The organism is Pseudomonas sp. PS1(2021) (assembly GCF_020405165.1).
GTDB classification, from domain to species: domain Bacteria; phylum Pseudomonadota; class Gammaproteobacteria; order Pseudomonadales; family Pseudomonadaceae; genus Pseudomonas; species Pseudomonas aeruginosa.
The window spans coordinates 459081-475672 of sequence record NZ_CP084484.1 but is presented as its reverse complement, the minus strand read 5'-3'; the positions used below and the strand labels follow the sequence as shown (position 1 = coordinate 475672).

The window sequence follows — 16592 nt, the reverse complement described above, 5'->3', positions numbered from 1 at the left end:
TTCAGCTAGAGACCGAGCGCGGACGCCCGTTGCGCATAGTGTTCGGCGCGCTCGCTGTCCGGCGCCAGGCCCGGTCCTCCATCGCGGTAGAGTTCCGCCAGCTTGCGCGCCGCCAGCGGGTGGCCCGCCTCTGCCGCATGCGCCCAGTGGCGGCTGGCTGCCAGCGCGTCGGGCGCTTGCCGGCTGTCGCCCTTGAGCGCCTGCACGCCGAGCTGGTAGGCCGCTTTCCCATCGCCCGCGCTGGCAGCCAGGCGCAGCAGGCGCAGGCCCTCGTCGCGCGCGCCGAAGCCCTGTCCACGGAACAGCAGCAGGTGACCGTAGAACGCCTGGGCGTCGCGGTGTCCGAGGTTGGCCATGCGCGAGAACTGCCCCTGCATCCATTGCCAGGCTCGCGGCTGCTTGACCAACCAGGGCCAGCCCAGCAACTGCCGGGCCACGCCGTAACCGAGGCGGGCGCGCAGGCGCCAGATCCATTCAGAGTTCATCGGGATACTCGAATTCGAAGACACGGACCACTTCCGCCGCATGCCAGCCAGCCGCGGCCGGGCCGTCCGGCGGACCGGAAAAACGCCCGAGGCGCTCCACGCACTCGAAGAAACCGGTGCGCGGCAAACGGCTTGCGCCCTGGCTGATGACCAGCGAACTGCGCAACGGACGCCCCGAGCGCGCATCCAGAGATGCCAGGTGCTCGAGAGCCGCGGTGAGGGTGGTCATCGCCGGAGTCGGCAATTGCAGGCGCTCGATCAGCGCCCGGTAGGTGAGCAGGTGACGCTGGCGACGTGCATCCTCGATTTCCAGCAGCAGGCTATCCCAGTGTTTACGGCTGATCAGCACACTCAAGGTCAGGCCCCCGTCGCTTTGCCCAGCACACGCTCCAGGGCGAACAGGATGGCCTCGCTGGCCTCGCGTTCGCCGCGTTCGATCATCGCCATGTAGGAAGGACTGATACCGACCTCCCGGGCCACCTGTTCCAGGCTCAGGCCGCGCGCCTCGCGGCGCTCCAGCAGGCTCGCGGAAGGCGGCTCCGGCGCGGTCGTCTCCACCGCGACACTGGCGGCCGGGCGACCGGCGGCGGCCAGCAACGCCTGGTAATCGGCCCAGGGCAACACCGCGTATTCCGCCTCGCCGTCTCGCGTGATCACTTGGACATTCATGTCGGTCTCCTTGCAAGCCGCCATCTTATCAGGCACCGCGCCGCTGCGGACTGGCTATACTGCTGCCCTGGTCACACAGTCTGCCTGGTGGAGGAGCCCACGGGTGCGCCGGAGAAGTCTTGGTTTGTGCATCCTGCTGGGAGTCGGACAGGCCTTCGCCGGCGAGCTGCGCTGGGGCTTCAGCCCCGCCGACGGCATGCCCTATGTGGACATCGTCGATCACCAGCTGCGAGGCGGCTTCACCCGCCAGTTGGGGGAGCGGGTCGCGCAGCGGCTGGGACTGTCGCTGCGTTTCGTGGAAACGCCGAACCGAAGGATCGACGGCTTCATGGCCAGCGGACATATTCACGTGATCTGCAACTCCAACCCCGGATGGGATAGCAAACCCGAACGCTACCATTGGTCTCCCGCCCTCTTCGAAGAGCAGGACGTCCTGCTGCAGCGCGACGACCGTCCGGCGATCCGCGACTTCGCCGAGCTGCGCGGCAAGACCCTGGGTACAAGTCTAGGCTATGTCTACGCGGACGATCTCATGCAGGCCTTCGCTGCCGGGGAAATTCGCCGCGAAGATACCCGCGACCTGGCCAGTCGCGTGCAGATGCTCAAGCGTTCGCGCCTGGACGCCGCGGTGGACATGCGCCGCCCGCTGCTCTACCTGACGCGCCAGCATCCCGAGCTGGGCCTGAGCGTCAGTCCGCTGGTACTGCAGAGCTATCGGATGCACTGCATCTATGGCGGACAACTGCCGGTCCCCGTCGAAAGTATGGACCGGGTGCTCGATGAGATGGTCAGGGACGGTAGCATCGAGCGCCTGCTGGAAAACAGCCTGCGAGCGCCTCAGGAACCCTGAACGCGCTCCGCCCTGGGAGCCGGCAGCTCTCGCAACGCCAGCTGCGTCTCGACGCCCTGGGCGTCGCGCCAGACCTTGAAGGCATCCAGCTCGGACTGCCAGCGACGCACTACCCAGGCCAGGACGGCGAGATCGTCGAGCAGGCCGACACCGAAGATGAAGTCGGGAACGATATCCACCGGCGAAAGGAAATAGGCCAGCGCCGCGATCACCGAGAGCAATGCCTGGCGGCTGAGTCCGCGGTATTCGCCGCGCACCCAGGCCACCAGCAGTTCCTGCAGCAGGCGCAAGTCGCCCTTCACCAGCTTCAGGCGCGAGCGCTTGCGTGCTACCGCAATCAACAAGGCGGGCACCCGGCCACGGGCCAGGAAACGTTCCGCGATCCCCAGGTAACGACTGAATCCTCGTGGTGCATCCATCCTTCCACCTCGCTCAAGCGCTTGCCGCCGAGGCTCTCCGGGTTATCCACGCATACTGTGGATAACCTTGTGAACAGCCCCCCCTTCCGTCGGCGAGAAGCCCGTCGCTACAGGCTTTCCGACAGATCGGACACTTTTTAGACAATGCTCTAAAAGCATTGAAAATCAAGGATTTGACCTAGCGCAACGGACAACCCGAGGTCAATACCGTAGGTCGGGTCGACGTGCGACAAATGTGTGTGCATAAGGGTAACACCGGCCGTGCCCTCGACCTGTTTTCAGACCCTCGCGGCAGCGCCTGGGTTCAGCCGAATCCGCAAATGAAAACGCCCCGTCATGGACGGGGCGTTTCATGCATCGCGGCGGAAGAATTACTTCTTCGCGTCCGCCTTGGCTTCGGGCTGCGCTGCCGCACCGGCCTCGGGCTCCGCGTCCGGCTTGGACGGATCCTTGATGCCGAGCAGTTCCATGTCGAAGACCAGTACCGAGTTGGCCGGGATCGCCGGACTCGGGCTCTGCGCGCCGTAGGCCAGCTCGCTGGGGATGTACAGCTTGATCTTCTCGCCGACGTGCATCAGTTGCAGGGCTTCGACCCACCCCGGGATCACGCCGCTGACCGGCAGGTCGATCGGACTGCCGCGCTCGATGGAGCTGTCGAAGACGGTGCCATCGGTCAGGCGGCCTTCGTAGTGGACGGTCACCACGTCGGTGGCCTTCGGTTGCGGGCCATCGGCCTTCTTCACGATTTCGTACTGGAGGCCGGAAGCGGTGGTGGTCACGCCGTCGCGCTTGCCGTTTTCCTCGAGGAATTTCTTGCCGGCCTTGGCGTTTTCGTCGCCGATGGCGGCCATGCGCTCCTCGGCACGTTTCTGCAGGAAGGCGAAGGCTTCGGTCAGCTCTTCATCGGTGAGCTGCTGCTTCTTCTTGCCGAGAGCGTCTTCGATGCCCTTGGCGACGGCTTTCGAATCCAGGTCGTCCATGCCTTCCTGGGACAGGCTCTTGCCCATGTTCAGGCCGATACCATAGGAAGCTTTCTGCGCCGGGGTCTTCAACTCAACGTTGGTCTGCGAATCGCAGCCGGAGAGAACCAGACCGACCAGTGCGATCGCTGCTGCCAACCGATGTTGTTTCATGCTGAGTCCTTTAATCTGTTCGCCGCTCGGGCATATTCGATGAAGCCGCGAGCTTAGCAGGCTGTCGCGACCAGTGGCTATGGGCAATAGGAACAGGTGCGCGCGGATAAGTTCAAGGACGAACTTTTCGAAAAATGAAGGAGATAGCAGAACGAACGCGAGGAACGAGGACAGAAGAACAGCGGAAAGGAATCGTCGAAAAACGTCGGATTATGGAGCGGAAAGGAAGCGCAAGAGATACAGCGAAGGAAGGAAATGGCGCAGCGGACGGGACTCGAACCCGCGACCCCCGGCGTGACAGGCCGGTATTCTAACCGACTGAACTACCGCTGCGCGTAACTTGCGAGATTGGTGGGTGATGACGGGATCGAACCGCCGACCCTCTGCTTGTAAGGCAGATGCTCTCCCAGCTGAGCTAATCACCCTTCACTCTCGAAGTGGGGCGCATTCTACGGAGCGATTCGGCCCCTGGCAAGCCCCTCGATGAAAAAAATTTTCTGCCGTTCCAAGGAGTTAGCGACGGACCGGGGTTGGCCTGAGCCGCCAGCGGCGGAATAATGGGTCCTTTGTGCCCGGAGAGAACGACCCCATGTGGTTCCGCAATCTGCTCGTCTACCGCCTCACCCAGGATCTGCAACTGGATGCCGATTCCCTCGAGAAAGCCCTCGGCGAAAAACCCGCCCGCCCCTGCGCCAGCCAGGAGCTGACCACCTATGGCTTCACCGCGCCGTTCGGCAAAGGCCCGGACGCACCGCTGGTACACGTCAGCCAGGACTTCTTCCTGATCTCGGCACGCAAGGAAGAGCGCATCCTGCCGGGTAGCGTCGTGCGTGACGCACTGAAGGAAAAGGTCGACGAGATCGAAGCCCAGCAGATGCGCAAGGTCTACAAGAAGGAACGCGACCAGTTGAAGGACGAGATCGTCCAGACCCTGCTGCCGCGCGCCTTCATCCGCCGCTCCAGCACCTTCGCCGCGATCGCGCCGAGCCTCGGCCTGATCCTGGTCGACTCGGCCAGCGCGAAGAAGGCCGAAGACCTGCTCTCGACGCTGCGCGAAGCGCTCGGCTCCCTGCCGGTACGCCCGCTGAGCGTGAAGGTCGCGCCGACCGCGACCCTCACCGACTGGGTCAAGACCCAGGAAGCCGCCGGCGACTTCCACGTGCTCGACGAATGCGAGCTGCGCGACACCCACGAGGACGGCGGCGTGGTCCGCTGCAAGCGCCAGGACCTGACCAGCGAGGAAATCCAGCTGCATCTCACCGCCGGCAAGCTGGTCACCCAGTTGTCCCTGGCCTGGTCGGACAAGCTGTCCTTCGTCCTCGACGACAAGCTGGCGGTCAAGCGCCTGCGCTTCGAAGACCTGCTGCAGGAGCAGGCGGAAAAGGACGGCGGCGAAGACGCCCTCGGCCAGCTCGATGCCAGCTTCACCCTGATGATGCTGACCTTCGCCGAATTCCTTCCGGCGCTCTTCGAGGCCCTCGGCGGCGAAGAAATCCCCCAGGGCGTCTGACGCCCCACTCTCCCAGCGGCGCCCGCCGCTGGGAGAGTCGCGCCCGGCATGGCAGACTGGCGGCCGTCCAATAACAAGGAAAGCCCATGCGTGCCCTGACCGCCCTGAGCCGCTTCGTCAGCGCCAGCTTCCCGTTCTGGGTCCTGCTGTTCGCCATCCTCGCCTTCTTCCGACCTGCCTGGTTCCTCCCGCTCACCGCAGCCATCGCGCCACTGCTCGGCCTGGTGATGTTCGGCATGGGCCTGACGCTCAAGGGCGAAGACTTCCGCGAGGTCGCCCGGCACCCCATACGGGTGCTGATCGGCGTGCTGGCCCAGTTCGTCATCATGCCCGGCCTGGCCTGGCTGCTCTGCCGCCTGTTGCAGTTGCCGGCGGAGATCGCGGTGGGCGTGATCCTGGTCGGCTGCTGCCCCGGCGGCACCGCTTCCAACGTGATGACCTGGCTGTCCCGTGGCGATGTCGCCCTGTCGGTGGCGATCACCTCGGTGACCACCCTGCTCGCCCCGCTGGTCACGCCGGCGCTGGTCTGGCTGCTGGCCTCGGCCTGGCTGCCGGTGTCGTTCGCGGCGATGTTCCTGTCGATCCTCCAGGTGGTGCTGGTGCCCATCGCCCTCGGCCTGCTGGCCCAGCGCCTGCTCGGCGAGCGCACCCGACAGGTGGCGGAGGTGCTGCCGCTGGTCTCGGTATTCAGCATCGTGGTGATCATCGCCGCGGTGGTGGCCGCCAGCCAGGCGCGGATCGCCGAGTCCGGTCTGCTGATCATGGCCGTGGTGATGCTGCACAACGGCTTCGGCCTGTTGCTCGGCTATCTCACCGGCAAGCTGACCGGCATGCCGCTGGCGCAGCGCAAGGCCCTGGCCATCGAAGTCGGCATGCAGAACTCGGGGCTCGGCGCGGCGCTGGCCAACGCCCATTTCTCGCCCCTGGCAGCGGTGCCCAGCGCCCTGTTCAGCGTCTGGCACAATCTCTCCGGTTCGCTGCTGGCCGCCCTGTTCCGGCGCATGGATGATACTCCGCGTTGAGCTGGATCCCGGTCGGGAAGCCTTGTCCCGACCGATGAACCATGCAAAATACCGCACGCAGTGAGGACGACCTCACCACCCGCCTCTGGCCGGTGACCGAATGGGGACGGCCCCGCCACCCCTTTCCCCGGAGGTCTCCATGTCCTGGATCATCCTGTTTTTCGCCGGCCTGTTCGAAGTGGGCTGGGCCGTTGGTCTGAAATACACCGAAGGCTTCAGCAAGCCGCTTCCCACGGTCCTCACGGCGCTCGCCATGCTGGTCAGCCTGGGCCTGCTCGGCCTGGCCATGAAGCACCTGCCGCTGGGCACCGCCTATGCCGTCTGGACCGGGGTCGGCGCGGTCGGCACGGTAATCGCCGGGATCGTCCTGTTCGGCGAATCCATGGCATTGCTGCGCCTGGCCAGCGTCGCGCTGATCGTCTGCGGACTGGTCGGCCTCAAGCTGAGCCATTAGACATCCATCGAATATGCTCGGAGGGGTATCGCTTTCCGCAGTTTTATCGCGTACTCTGCGACCACTGTGCTTGCTTGGGTCACAGTGAATCGTGACCTGGTGTGGTAGATCTCGGTCCGCTCATCGCCTCGGCTCCTCGTACTCTTTGCAACTCAGTACCTACCGGCTCGGATATTCCCGTCGCCGCAATCAACTTTGTTTCAGGAGTTACACCATGTCGAATCGTCAGAACGGCACCGTAAAATGGTTCAACGACGCCAAAGGCTTCGGCTTCATCACCCCGGAAAGCGGTAACGACCTGTTCGTTCACTTCCGTTCCATCCAGGGCACCGGCTTCAAGAGCCTGCAGGAAGGCCAGAAGGTTTCCTTCGTGGTCGTCAACGGCCAGAAAGGCCTGCAAGCCGACGAAGTACAAGTTATCTAACTTGTAGTTCGCGAAAAAAAGCCCCGGCATCGCCGGGGCTTTTTCGTTTCTGCGGATCGATCAGCGAGCTTCGCCGCGCAAGCTCGTCACCCGCGCCTGCAGGTCGAGACGCTCCACCGCCTCCGGCGCCACCGATTCGCCGGCCACCAGGCTTACCCGCGACCACAGGCGGCGGAAGAAGCCCTTGTTCGGGTCGCGGCTGAAGAAGCTGCCCCACAGGCCCTGCAGCGCCATGGGGATCACCGGAACCGGGGTTTCCTCGATGATCCGCTCGATCCCGGCGCGGAACTCGTTCATCTCGCCGTCGGCGGTCAGCTTGCCTTCAGGGAAGATGCACACCAGCTCCCCGTCCCTCAGGTAGTCGGCGATGCGCTGGAAGGCGCGTTCGTAGATCCCTTCGTCCTCGTGGCGTGCCGCTATGGGCACCGCGCCGGCGGTGCGGAAGACGAAGTTGAGCACCGGCAGCGAGAAGATCCTGTAGTACATGACGAAACGCACCGGCCGCCGGATCGAGCCGGCGATCAGCAGCGCGTCCACGTACGAGACGTGGTTGCACACCAGCACCGCCGCCCCCTCGTCCGGGATCGCCTCCAGGTTCACATGCCGGACCCGGTACATGGTGTGGCTGAGCAGCCAGACCAGGAAGCGCATGGTGAATTCCGGGACGATCTTGAAGATGTACACGTTCACCGCGACGTTCATCAGCGACAGGGCGAGGAACAGCTGCGGGATCGACAGCTTGGCGACGCTGAGGAAGAGGATCGAGGCCAGCGCAGCGGCGACCATGAACAGGGCGTTGAGGATGTTGTTGGCGGCGATCACCCGGGCCCGCTTGTCCTCGTCGGTGCGCGCCTGGATCAGGGCGTACAGCGGTACGATATAGAAGCCGCCGAAAATGCCGATGAACAGGATGTCGGCCAGCACCGCCCAGGTCTCATGGTGGCGCAGCACCGCCAGCCAGTCGTAGGGCGCCTCGCCTGGGGGAATGCCGCCGGCGTGCCACCAGAGGAGGATGCCGAAGACGGTCAGGCCGATCGAGCCGAACGGCACCAGGCCGATCTCCACCTTGCGACCGGAAAGCTTCTCGCACAGCATCGAGCCCAGCGCGATGCCCACCGAGAACACGGTGAGGATCAGGGTCACCACGCTTTCGTCGCCGTGCAGCCATTCCTTGGCGAAGGTCGGGATCTGCGTCAGGTAGACCGCGCCGAGGAACCAGAACCAGGAGTTGCCCACCAGCGAGCGCGAGACCGCCGGGCGCTGGCCGAGCCCCAGGCGGAGGATGCTCCAGGACTGGGCGAAGATGTTCCAGTCGAGTTTCAGCCCCGGCAGCGCCGCCGCCGCTCGCGGAATGCCGCGGCTGGCCAGGTAGCCGCAGGCGGCCACCAGCACCACCGCGGTGGCCACCGCCGCCGCGTAATGCGCATGGGACATCAGCACGCCGGCGCCGATGGTGCCGGCCAGGATCGCCAGGAAGGTGCCCATCTCCACCAGCGCGTTGCCGCCGACCAGTTCGTCCTCGTGCAGGTGCTGGGGCAGGATCGAATACTTGACCGGGCCAAATAGCGCCGAGTGGGTGCCCATGGCGAACAGCGCGACGAACATCAGCGGCAGGCTGCCGAAGACGAAGCCGGCTCCGCCGACCAGCATGATGCCTACCTCGGCCAGCTTCAGCGCGCGCATCAGCGCGTCCTTGTTGTACTTCTCGCCGAACTGTCCGCCCAGTGCCGAGAACAGGAAGAACGGCAGGATGAACAGCAGCGCGCAGAGGTTGACCAGCAGGCTGCGGTCGCCGCTGACGCTGAGGTGATAGAGGATGGCGAGGATCAGCGACTGCTTGAAGATGTTGTCGTTGAAGGCACCGAGCAGCTGGGTGATGAAGAACGGCAGGAAACGCCGCTTGCCCAGCAGGGCGAATTGCGAATGTTGGGTCATCGTCCTTGTTACCTTGCGTGGCCGCCGAAAGGAAGCCCGTCATCGATTGGACTGCATGGACCGCGGATCAGGCCACAGCGTTCCGATGGAAATTCCGCGCCCATCATAGAACAGGCGTCCGCGTTACCGCAGGACGCCTGTCGTCGGACGATGCGCCAAGTCGCATCCGAATATTCAGAAACCGACGCTGGCCTGCATGAACAGCGTCCGCGGCTGACCCACGTAGATTCCCGAATTGTTGTCGCTGGAGCGGGTGAAATACTGCTTGTCGAACAGGTTCTTCACCCCGAGTCCGAGCTTCAGGTTCGACGCCTGCGGGCCGAAGTCGTAGCCGACGCGGGCATTCCAGGTCACGTAGCCGGGAATGTCGCCGTACTGGCCGTCGGCGCTGGGCTCGGTGATGTAGTTGTGGGTGAAGTTGCCCTGGCTGTCGGTGCTCAGCCCTGGCGCACGCTGCATGGACTGGGCGAAGGCGTCGAGGTTGTAGGTCCAGCGGTCGACCTCGTAGCGCACCCCGGCGGTGGCCACCTGGCGCGAGTAGAGCGGCAGGTCGCGCCCCTTGAAGGAGGGAATGTCACCTTCTTAGGTGGCACGGGTATAGGTGAGGCTGCCGTAGACCGACAGGCCGTCCAGGCGCGGATCGAGAGCGGCGAAGTCATAGTGGCCGGAAGTCTCGATGCCCTGGTGCTTGGTGGCGCCGAGGTTGGTCCAGCCGACGTCGTTGCTGACGTACTGCAGCTCGTCGTCGAAGTCGATGTAGAACAGCGTGATCTCGCCGCCCCAGCTGCCGTTGTCGTAGCGCGTGCCCAGTTCGTAGGTCTTGGCCTTCTCCGGCTCCAGGCCGGCGGCGGTATCGTTGCCGCTGCCGCCCTGGCCGAGCTGGAAGTACTGCAGGCTGCCGAACGATTCGGAGTAGTTGGCGAACAGCTTCCACTCGTCGCTCAAGTGATACATCAGGCTCAGCGCCGGCAGCGGTTCGTTGTAGTCCTTGCTGCGCTTCTTCTCCTGCACCGGCCTGCCGTTCAGGCCGAGCACCGGGCGGTCGCGCCAGTCGCTGTCGATCTTCTCGAAGCGGATGCCGGGGGTGATGGTCCAGTTGCCGACATCGATCTTGTCGTCGATGTAGAAGGCGCTGGCCTCGGTACCGCCGGTACGGTCCTGGTAGGTATGGCCGTCCGAGCCGGGACGCACGGTCGGCACATTGTCGACCAGGGCCAGTTGGCTGGCGCGCTCGTTCATCGCTTCCTTCAGGTAGCGGTAGCCGAAGCCGACCTCCTGGGTGGTCGGGCCGGCGAAGAATATCCGCGAGACCCGCGGCTCCACCGCGAACACATGGTAGTCGCGCGGGTACGAGGTGATGGTCCTGAGGTTGCGCGCGGCGATGCTACTGCCGCGGAAACTGTCGCTGTAGTAGGTGAGCACCTCGAACTGGGTGAGGTCGTCGACCTGGCGGGTGTACTTCAGCGAGAAGTCCTTGCGCCGACCACGGAAATTGTCCCAGTCGCGCACCGACTGGAAGGGATCGTCGTCGTACTGCGCCTGGGTCAGGCCGCCCGGCATATCGGCGTAGGCGTCGTAGTAGTGGAAGTTGGCCGCCAACTGGTCGCTGTCGCTGAGCTGCCAATGGGTCTTGAGCAGCACGTCGTCGATATCGTTGTCGTTGTTGCCGTCGCGGTAGTCGGCGCCCTTCACCCCGGAATACAGCAGCGCCACGCCCAGGCCGTTGTCGGCGGTCCCGCCGAGGAACGCCTGGTTGAGCTTCTTCCAGCCGCCGTGGCCGGCATGCTCGATGGTGGTGCCGATTTCGCCGGAGAACTTCTCCGGAATCGCCCGGGTCACGAAGTTGATCACCCCGCCGACGTTCTGCGGGCCGTAGCGCACCGAGCCGGCGCCGCGCACGACGTCGATGCTTTCCAGGTTGCCGATGGACAGCGGCATCATCGACAGCTGCGGCTGGCCGTAGGGCGCAACCGCCGCCGGCACGCCGTCGATCATCACCGTAGAGCGCGGCGACAGGCGCGAAGTCAGGCCACGCACCCCGACGTTCAGGGAGATGTCGCTGCCGCCGGTACCGTTGTTGTCCTGCACTTGCACGCCGGGCACCTTGCGCAGCACGTCGCGGACGTTCTGCGCACCGGTCTCGAGCATTTCCCGACGACGCACCACGCTGCGCGCGCCGGGATGGTTCTGCACCACCGCCTGGTCGGCTTCGCCCAGCCAGTCGCCGACCACGGTGACCGTGCCCAGTTCCTTGGCTTCCTCTTCGGCCTGCGCCGCCTGCATGGACACACCCAGCGCGATGGCGACGGCCAGGCGCGACAACGAACTCACGGACGACATCGAGGCTCCCCCAGGGACGCAGGAAAAAGTGGGGCGCAAAATTACGGCAAATCGTAAAGAACGTAAATACAAATGATTTGCAAATGTGAGCTTGACTTATTCGTATGTCGTCAAGGACGAGCGCGCGCAGGCCGAGCGGTATTCACCCGGTGCCACGCCGTAGGCCTGCTTGAACTGGCGACCGAGGTGGCTCTGGTCGGCGAAGCCCAGCTCCAGAGCCACCTCCAGCGGCGCCCGGCCGCTCTTGAGCAGTGCCCTGGCCTGCTCCAGGCGGCGCTGCCTGAGCCAGGCGTGGGGCGGCATGCCGGTGGCGCGACGGAAGACCCGGGCAAAATGGAACGGGGATAGATTGACCGCCGCCGCCAGTTCCTCCAGTGAAGGCGGATCGAGCAACCGCGCCGCCAGCAGTTCGCGGGCGCGAGCCACCGCCAACGGCTCCTGCCCGGCCTTCGGCGCTTCTGGCAGGCGGGCGTGGCGACGGAACAGGGCGAGCATCGTCTCGCGCCAGCGGGTCTGGGTTTCCAGGCTGCCGGCATGCTCGGCCAGCAGGCGGTGCAAGTGGACGAAGGCGCGTGCCAGGGGCTGGTCGTGGATCACGCTGTCGGCGAAACGCGGCACGCCGCCATGATGGACTTCCAGCTCGTCGAGAATCCCGTCGATCTGCTCCATTTCCGGGTAGTAGCCGCGATAGAGCCAACCGGCATCATGGGCCTTGGAGCCGGTGTGCACTTCGTCGGGGTTGATCAGCACCATGCTGCCCAGCGGGGCCAGGTGCTCGCCGCCACGATGGCGGAAGCGCTGCGCGCCCTGCTCGATGATGACCAGGGCGAAGCTGCTGTGCACATGCGGCGCGAAGCGCTGCTCCACATAGCGCGCGTGCAGCAGTTCGACGCCGCCCAGTTCGGCGGCGCGCCAGAAATGCGTGTGTTCTCCGCTCGTCTCGTCCGGCACTGCCGTCTCCTCGTTCGCCCGTCCGGACGGGCCGCCCAGCATACCGCAGGAGCGACGGAACCGGCTTCAGCCGGTGAAGCTGGCTTCCAGCGCCGCCTTGACCTGCGGCCATTCGTGGTCGGTGATGCTGTAGACGAAGGTGTCGTCTAGCCGCCCGCCGGCCAGCCGCCGGTGGTTGCGCAGCACGCCCTCGCGCTGCGCGCCGAGCTTGTCGATGGCGCCCTGGGCGCGCAGGTTGCTCGCCGCCGTGCTGAGCTGCACGCGGACCATGCGCAGGTTGTCGAAGGCATGCTTGAGCATCAGGTACTTGATCATGCGGTTCAGGCCGCTGCCGTGCTGGGCCTGGTCGAGCCAGGTCCAGCCGATCTCGCAGGCCGGCAATGCGGGAAGGAATTCGGCGAAGCGCGTGGTCCCGACCAGTTCCACGCCGAGGCGGACAGCGAGCGGCAACGTCCTGCCCTCGCGCTGCTCGGCGAGGCTCTGGCGGTACCAGTCCGGCCGCGTCGGTCCGTCCATGTACTGCAGCGCCTCGCGGTTGGCTTCGGCGAGGCTCACCAGCTCGGGAATGTCCGCTTCCACCAGCGGCTCGAGACGCAAGGCTCCGCGCTGCAGGGTGATCGGTAGCGGCTTGAACATGGGCGCCCTCCTCGACATCGACGCAAAACTCCGCTCCCATCAGAGCGTAGCGGCCGCGTTTAGTGCCGCAGCCGAAACCGGCTACGATGAACGGACAGCCGGCCGCCGGGGCCGTCCGCGCTCACGCAGCCCGGCACGCTACCAACTCCGCGCGTCCGGCTCAAGCATGCGTGCGACCTTGGTCGCAGGCGGCCTGACGCGCGGGCCGACAAGTGCGAAACTGGCGCGAAAGCAAGACCCCCGCCTCACGCCAGCTTCACGCGGGGACATCATCGGAGTTCGCATGTCGCTGTCCATCGGGCTGATCGCCGTGGTCGCCCTGGTCTACATGGCCATCCTGTTCGCCATCGCCTTCTATGGCGACCGTCGCCGCACCCCGCTCTCACCCCGCCTGCGCGCCTGGGTCTACAGCCTCTCCCTGGCAGTGTACTGCACCAGCTGGACCTTCTTCGGCGCGGTCGGCCAGGCCACCGACCAGCTCTGGTCGTTCCTGCCGATCTACCTCGGACCGGTGCTGCTGATGCTGTTCGCGCCCTGGGTGCTGCAGAAGATGATCATGATCAGCAAGCAGGAGAACATCACCTCCATCGCCGACTTCATCGCCGCCCGCTACGGCAAGTCGCAGGCGCTGGCGGTGGTGGTGGCGCTGATCTGCATGGTCGGCGTGCTGCCCTACATCGCCCTGCAACTGAAAGGCATCGTCCTCGGGGTGAACCTGCTGATCGGCTCCGGCGCCGACTCCACCGGAACCCGCGCCCAGGACACGGCGCTGATCGTATCGCTGGTGCTGGCGCTGTTCACCATCGTCTTCGGTACCCGCAGCCTGGATGTCACCGAACACCACCGCGGCATGGTCCTGGCCATCGCCTTCGAGTCGCTGGTCAAGCTCACCGCCTTCCTCGCCGTGGGCATCTTCGTCACCTTCGGCCTCTACGACGGCTTCGCCGATCTCTTCTCCCAGGCCCGCGCCGCGCCGCAGTTGGCGGACTACTGGGAAGAGACCGTGCACTGGCCGGCGATGCTGCTGCAGACCGGCGTGGCAATGACCGCGATCATGTGCCTGCCGCGGCAATTCCACGTCACCGTGGTGGAGAACATCGAGCCGCGCGACCTCAACCTGGCGCGCTGGGTGTTCCCCATCTACCTGGTGCTGGCCGCGTTGTTCGTGGTGCCGATCGCCCTCGCCGGCCAGTTGCACCTGCCCGCCGGGGTAATGCCGGACTCCTTCGTCATCAGCCTGCCGCTGGCCGAGGCGCACCCGGCGCTGGCCCTGCTGGCATTCATCGGCGGCGCCTCGGCCGCCACCGGAATGGTCATCGTCGCCAGCGTGGCGCTGTCGACCATGGTCTCCAACGACATGCTCCTGCCGTGGCTGCTGCGACGCCGGGAAAAGGACACCGAACGGCCCTTCGAGGCCTTCCGTCACTGGCTGCTGACCGTGCGCAGGGTGAGCATCGCAGTGATCCTGCTGCTCGCCTACGTGGCCTACCGCCTGCTCGGCTCCAGCGCCAGCCTGGCGACCATCGGCCAGATCGCCTTCGCCGCCATCGCTCAGCTCGGCCCGGCCATGATCGGCGCGCTGTACTGGAAACAGGCCAACCGCCGCGGGGTCTTCGCCGGCCTCGCCGCCGGCTCGCTGCTGTGGGCCTATACGCTGGTCCTGCCGGTGGTGGCCAAGGGCCTCGGCTGGCCGCTGGAGCGCATCCCCGGCCTGACCTGGCTGGCAAGCAATCCCTTCGGCCTGCCGATCGAGCCGCTGACCCAGGGCGTGCTGATCTCGCTGGTCGGCAACTTCGCCCTGTTCGGCCTGGTCTCGGTGCTCTCGCGCACCCGCGTGTCCGAGCACTGGCAGGCCAGCCGCTTCATCGGCCAGGAGATTTCCCAGCGGCAGAACTCGCGTTTCATGCTCGCGGTGCAGGTGGAAGACCTGCTGATGCTCGCCGCGCGTTTCGTCGGCGAGGAACGCGCGCGGCAAAGCTTCATCCGCTTCGCCTACCGCCAGGGCAAGGGCTTCACCCCGAACCAGACCGCCAACAACGAGTGGATCGCGCACACCGAGCGCCTGCTCGCCGGGGTCCTCGGCGCGTCCTCGGCGCGGGCGGTGGTGAAGGCCGCCATCGAAGGGCGCGAGATGCAGGTGGAGGACGTGGTGCGGATCGCCGACGAAGCCTCCGAGGTGCTGCAATTCAACCGCGCCCTGCTGCAGGGCGCGATCGAGAACATCACCCAGGGCATCAGCGTGGTCGACCAGTCGCTGCGGCTGGTGGCCTGGAACCACCGCTACCTGGAGCTGTTCGAGTACCCGGACGGGCTGATCTACGTCGGCCGGCCGATCGCCGACATCATCCGCTACAACGCCGATCGCGGTCTGTGCGGGCCCGGCGATCCGGACATGCACGTGGCCAAGCGCCTGTACTGGATGCGCCAGGGCACTCCGCACACCTCCGAGCGGCTGTTCCCCAACGGCCGGGTCATCGAGCTGATCGGCAACCCGATGCCCGGCGGCGGCTTCGTCATGAGCTTCACCGATATCACCGCCTACCGCGAGGCCGAACAGGGCCTCAAGGGCGCCAACGAGTCGCTGGAACAAAGGGTCCAGGAGCGTACCCAGGAACTCTCGCAGTTGAACCAGGAACTCAGCGAGGCGAAGAGCAACGCCGAGGCCGCCAACCAGTCGAAGACCCGCTTCCTCGCCGCCGTCAGCCACGACCTGATGCAGCCGCTGAACGCCGCGCGGCTGTTCTCCGCCGCCCTCGCCCACCAGGACGCGCTGCCCGGCGAGGTCCGCGACCTGGTGCAGCACCTCGACTCGTCGCTACGTTCCGCCGAGGACCTGATCACCGACCTGCTGGACATCTCGCGCCTGGAAAGCGGCCGGGTCAGCGCCGAACGCAACCCGTTCCCGCTGAACAACCTCTACGATGCCCTCGGCGTCGAGTTCAAGGCGCTGGCCCAGGAACAGGGCCTGCATTTCCGCCTGCGCGGCAGCCAACTGCGGGTGGACAGCGACATCAAGCTGCTGCGGCGCATCCTGCAGAACTTCCTGACCAACGCTTTCCGCTACGCCAAGGGCCACGTGCTGCTCGGCGTGCGCCGCGAGGACGGCTACCTGCGCCTGGAAGTCTGGGACCAGGGGCCGGGCATCCCACCGGACAAGCAGAAAGTCATCTTCGAAGAGTTCAAGCGCCTGGACAGCCACCAGACCCGCGCGGAGAAAGGCCTCGGTCTCGGCCTGGCGATCGCCGACCGGCTCTGCAAGGTCCTCGGCCATCCGCTGGAAGTACGTTCCTGGCCGGGCAAGGGCAGCGTCTTCAGCGTCCGCGTACCGCTGGCGCGGCAGGCGCCGCCGACCCTGGCCAACGGCCACAAGGCCGAACCGGCGCAGGCGTTGAACGGCGCCCAGGTGCTCTGCGTGGACAACGAGGACAGCATCCTCGCCGGCATGAACAGCCTGCTCAGCCGCTGGGGCTGCCAGGTCTGGACCGCGCGCAGCCGCGAGGAATGCGCCACGCTGCTGGACAGCGAGATGCGCCCGCAACTGGCGTTGATCGACTATCACCTGGACGACGGCGAGACCGGTACGCAACTGATGGCCTGGCTGCGCACGCGCCTGGGCGAACCGGTGCCGGGCGTGGTGATCAGCGCCGACGCGCGGCCGGAACTGGTGGCGGAGATCCACGCCGCCGGCCTCGACTACCTGTCCAAGCCGGTCAAGCCGGCCGCGTTGCGGGCCCTGCTCAGCCGCCATCTGAGCCTGCGCTGAG

14 protein-coding genes, 2 tRNA genes and 1 pseudogene are annotated in these 16592 nt (G+C 65.8%); 6 read left to right on the top strand and 11 right to left on the bottom strand.

All coding sequences use genetic code 11. The features are described 5' to 3' along the window. Positions 1–5: 5 nt before the first annotated feature. From LE197_RS02325 to LE197_RS02315, 3 genes are read right to left on the bottom strand one after another with little or no spacing between them, the layout of a single operon-like run. The gene (locus LE197_RS02325) at positions 6–485 is read right to left on the bottom strand and encodes a sel1 repeat family protein (protein WP_059309692.1); all 480 of its coding nucleotides are present in this window, start codon (positions 483–485) and stop codon (positions 6–8) included. After that, a complete protein-coding gene (locus tag LE197_RS02320; protein ID WP_003114793.1) occupies positions 475–840 on the bottom strand; it encodes a hypothetical protein in 366 nt (121 codons plus the stop codon). Before LE197_RS02320 ends, LE197_RS02325 begins: the two co-directional genes overlap by 11 nt. A 2-nt stretch (positions 841–842) precedes the next feature. Further along, complete coding sequence (locus LE197_RS02315) at positions 843–1154, bottom strand: helix-turn-helix domain-containing protein (protein WP_059309693.1); 312 nt, start codon at positions 1152–1154, stop codon at positions 843–845. Positions 1155–1257: 103 nt separating this feature from the next. On the opposite strand from LE197_RS02315, the gene LE197_RS02310 reads away from it, so the two are divergent. Beyond that, positions 1258–2004, top strand: coding sequence for a substrate-binding periplasmic protein (locus LE197_RS02310; RefSeq protein ID WP_033971689.1), 747 nt, complete (start codon positions 1258–1260; stop codon positions 2002–2004). Here LE197_RS02310 and LE197_RS02305 read toward each other — a convergent pair. The 4 genes from LE197_RS02305 to LE197_RS02290 all read right to left on the bottom strand — a co-directional run bounded on the left by LE197_RS02305 (position 1992) and on the right by LE197_RS02290 (position 3981). After that, the gene (locus LE197_RS02305; protein WP_057388476.1) at positions 1992–2423 is read right to left on the bottom strand and encodes a YkvA family protein; all 432 of its coding nucleotides are present in this window, start codon (positions 2421–2423) and stop codon (positions 1992–1994) included. The genes LE197_RS02310 and LE197_RS02305 overlap by 13 nt on opposite strands. Before the next feature lie 371 nt (positions 2424–2794). Then, positions 2795–3556 carry an FKBP-type peptidyl-prolyl cis-trans isomerase gene (locus LE197_RS02300; protein ID WP_003091600.1) on the bottom strand — a complete coding sequence of 254 codons (762 nt, stop codon included), beginning with the start codon at positions 3554–3556 and terminating at the stop codon, positions 2795–2797. A 256-nt stretch (positions 3557–3812) separates the two neighbouring features. Beyond that, positions 3813–3889 (bottom strand) — tRNA-Asp (locus tag LE197_RS02295). 16 nt (positions 3890–3905) lie between these two features. Then, a tRNA-Val gene (locus tag LE197_RS02290) sits at positions 3906–3981 on the bottom strand. A gap of 164 nt (positions 3982–4145) precedes the next feature. Between LE197_RS02290 and rdgC the strand changes: the two genes are divergently transcribed. The 4 genes from rdgC to LE197_RS02270 all read left to right on the top strand — a co-directional run bounded on the left by rdgC (position 4146) and on the right by LE197_RS02270 (position 6966). Next, complete coding sequence (rdgC, locus tag LE197_RS02285; protein ID WP_003091601.1) at positions 4146–5066, top strand: recombination-associated protein RdgC; 921 nt, start codon at positions 4146–4148, stop codon at positions 5064–5066. A gap of 86 nt (positions 5067–5152) precedes the next feature. Continuing rightward, complete coding sequence (locus tag LE197_RS02280) at positions 5153–6088, top strand: bile acid:sodium symporter family protein (RefSeq protein ID WP_042168025.1); 936 nt, start codon at positions 5153–5155, stop codon at positions 6086–6088. A 139-nt stretch (positions 6089–6227) separates the two neighbouring features. Then, positions 6228–6542, top strand: coding sequence for a quaternary ammonium compound efflux SMR transporter SugE (gene sugE, locus LE197_RS02275; protein ID WP_003091603.1), 315 nt, complete (start codon positions 6228–6230; stop codon positions 6540–6542). 214 nt (positions 6543–6756) lie between these two features. Then, positions 6757–6966 (top strand): cold-shock protein, encoded by a 210-nt coding sequence (locus tag LE197_RS02270; RefSeq protein ID WP_003091604.1) that lies wholly within the window; start codon positions 6757–6759, stop codon positions 6964–6966. A 60-nt stretch (positions 6967–7026) separates the two neighbouring features. Here the strand turns inward: LE197_RS02270 and LE197_RS02265 are convergent, their stop codons facing one another. The 4 genes and pseudogenes from LE197_RS02265 to LE197_RS02250 form a co-directional block, all read right to left on the bottom strand. Further along, positions 7027–8901 (bottom strand): MFS transporter, encoded by a 1875-nt coding sequence (locus tag LE197_RS02265; protein WP_033968656.1) that lies wholly within the window; start codon positions 8899–8901, stop codon positions 7027–7029. Between the two features lie 174 nt (positions 8902–9075). Beyond that, positions 9076–11241 (bottom strand): annotated as a pseudogene (locus LE197_RS02260) (TonB-dependent receptor family protein). A 96-nt stretch (positions 11242–11337) separates the two neighbouring features. Next, the gene (locus LE197_RS02255; RefSeq protein WP_057388475.1) at positions 11338–12192 is read right to left on the bottom strand and encodes an AraC family transcriptional regulator; all 855 of its coding nucleotides are present in this window, start codon (positions 12190–12192) and stop codon (positions 11338–11340) included. A 66-nt stretch (positions 12193–12258) separates the two neighbouring features. Continuing rightward, positions 12259–12846 carry a GNAT family N-acetyltransferase gene (locus tag LE197_RS02250; protein ID WP_079761040.1) on the bottom strand — a complete coding sequence of 196 codons (588 nt, stop codon included), beginning with the start codon at positions 12844–12846 and terminating at the stop codon, positions 12259–12261. Positions 12847–13111: 265 nt separating this feature from the next. Here LE197_RS02250 and LE197_RS02245 point away from each other — a divergent pair, with 265 nt between their 5' ends. Beyond that, positions 13112–16591 carry a PAS domain-containing hybrid sensor histidine kinase/response regulator gene (locus LE197_RS02245; RefSeq protein WP_058017285.1) on the top strand — a complete coding sequence of 1160 codons (3480 nt, stop codon included), beginning with the start codon at positions 13112–13114 and terminating at the stop codon, positions 16589–16591. Position 16592 lies beyond the last annotated feature (1 nt).

What these genes read in the sequence shown, in the direction of transcription:
- LE197_RS02325 (WP_059309692.1), bottom strand. Translation starts at nt 485, where the DNA reads ATGAACTCTGAATGGATCTGGCGCCTGCGCGCCCGCCTCGGTTACGGC.
- LE197_RS02315 (WP_059309693.1), bottom strand. Translation starts at nt 1,154, where the DNA reads ATGAATGTCCAAGTGATCACGCGAGACGGCGAGGCGGAATACGCGGTG.
- LE197_RS02305 (WP_057388476.1), bottom strand. Translation starts at nt 2,423, where the DNA reads ATGGATGCACCACGAGGATTCAGTCGTTACCTGGGGATCGCGGAACGT.
- LE197_RS02300 (WP_003091600.1), bottom strand. Translation starts at nt 3,556, where the DNA reads ATGAAACAACATCGGTTGGCAGCAGCGATCGCACTGGTCGGTCTGGTT.
- rdgC (WP_003091601.1), top strand. Translation starts at nt 4,146, where the DNA reads ATGTGGTTCCGCAATCTGCTCGTCTACCGCCTCACCCAGGATCTGCAA.
- LE197_RS02280 (WP_042168025.1), top strand. Translation starts at nt 5,153, where the DNA reads ATGCGTGCCCTGACCGCCCTGAGCCGCTTCGTCAGCGCCAGCTTCCCG.
- sugE (WP_003091603.1), top strand. Translation starts at nt 6,228, where the DNA reads ATGTCCTGGATCATCCTGTTTTTCGCCGGCCTGTTCGAAGTGGGCTGG.
- LE197_RS02270 (WP_003091604.1), top strand. Translation starts at nt 6,757, where the DNA reads ATGTCGAATCGTCAGAACGGCACCGTAAAATGGTTCAACGACGCCAAA.
- LE197_RS02265 (WP_033968656.1), bottom strand. Translation starts at nt 8,901, where the DNA reads ATGACCCAACATTCGCAATTCGCCCTGCTGGGCAAGCGGCGTTTCCTG.
- LE197_RS02250 (WP_079761040.1), bottom strand. Translation starts at nt 12,846, where the DNA reads ATGTCGAGGAGGGCGCCCATGTTCAAGCCGCTACCGATCACCCTGCAG.
- LE197_RS02245 (WP_058017285.1), top strand. Translation starts at nt 13,112, where the DNA reads ATGTCGCTGTCCATCGGGCTGATCGCCGTGGTCGCCCTGGTCTACATG.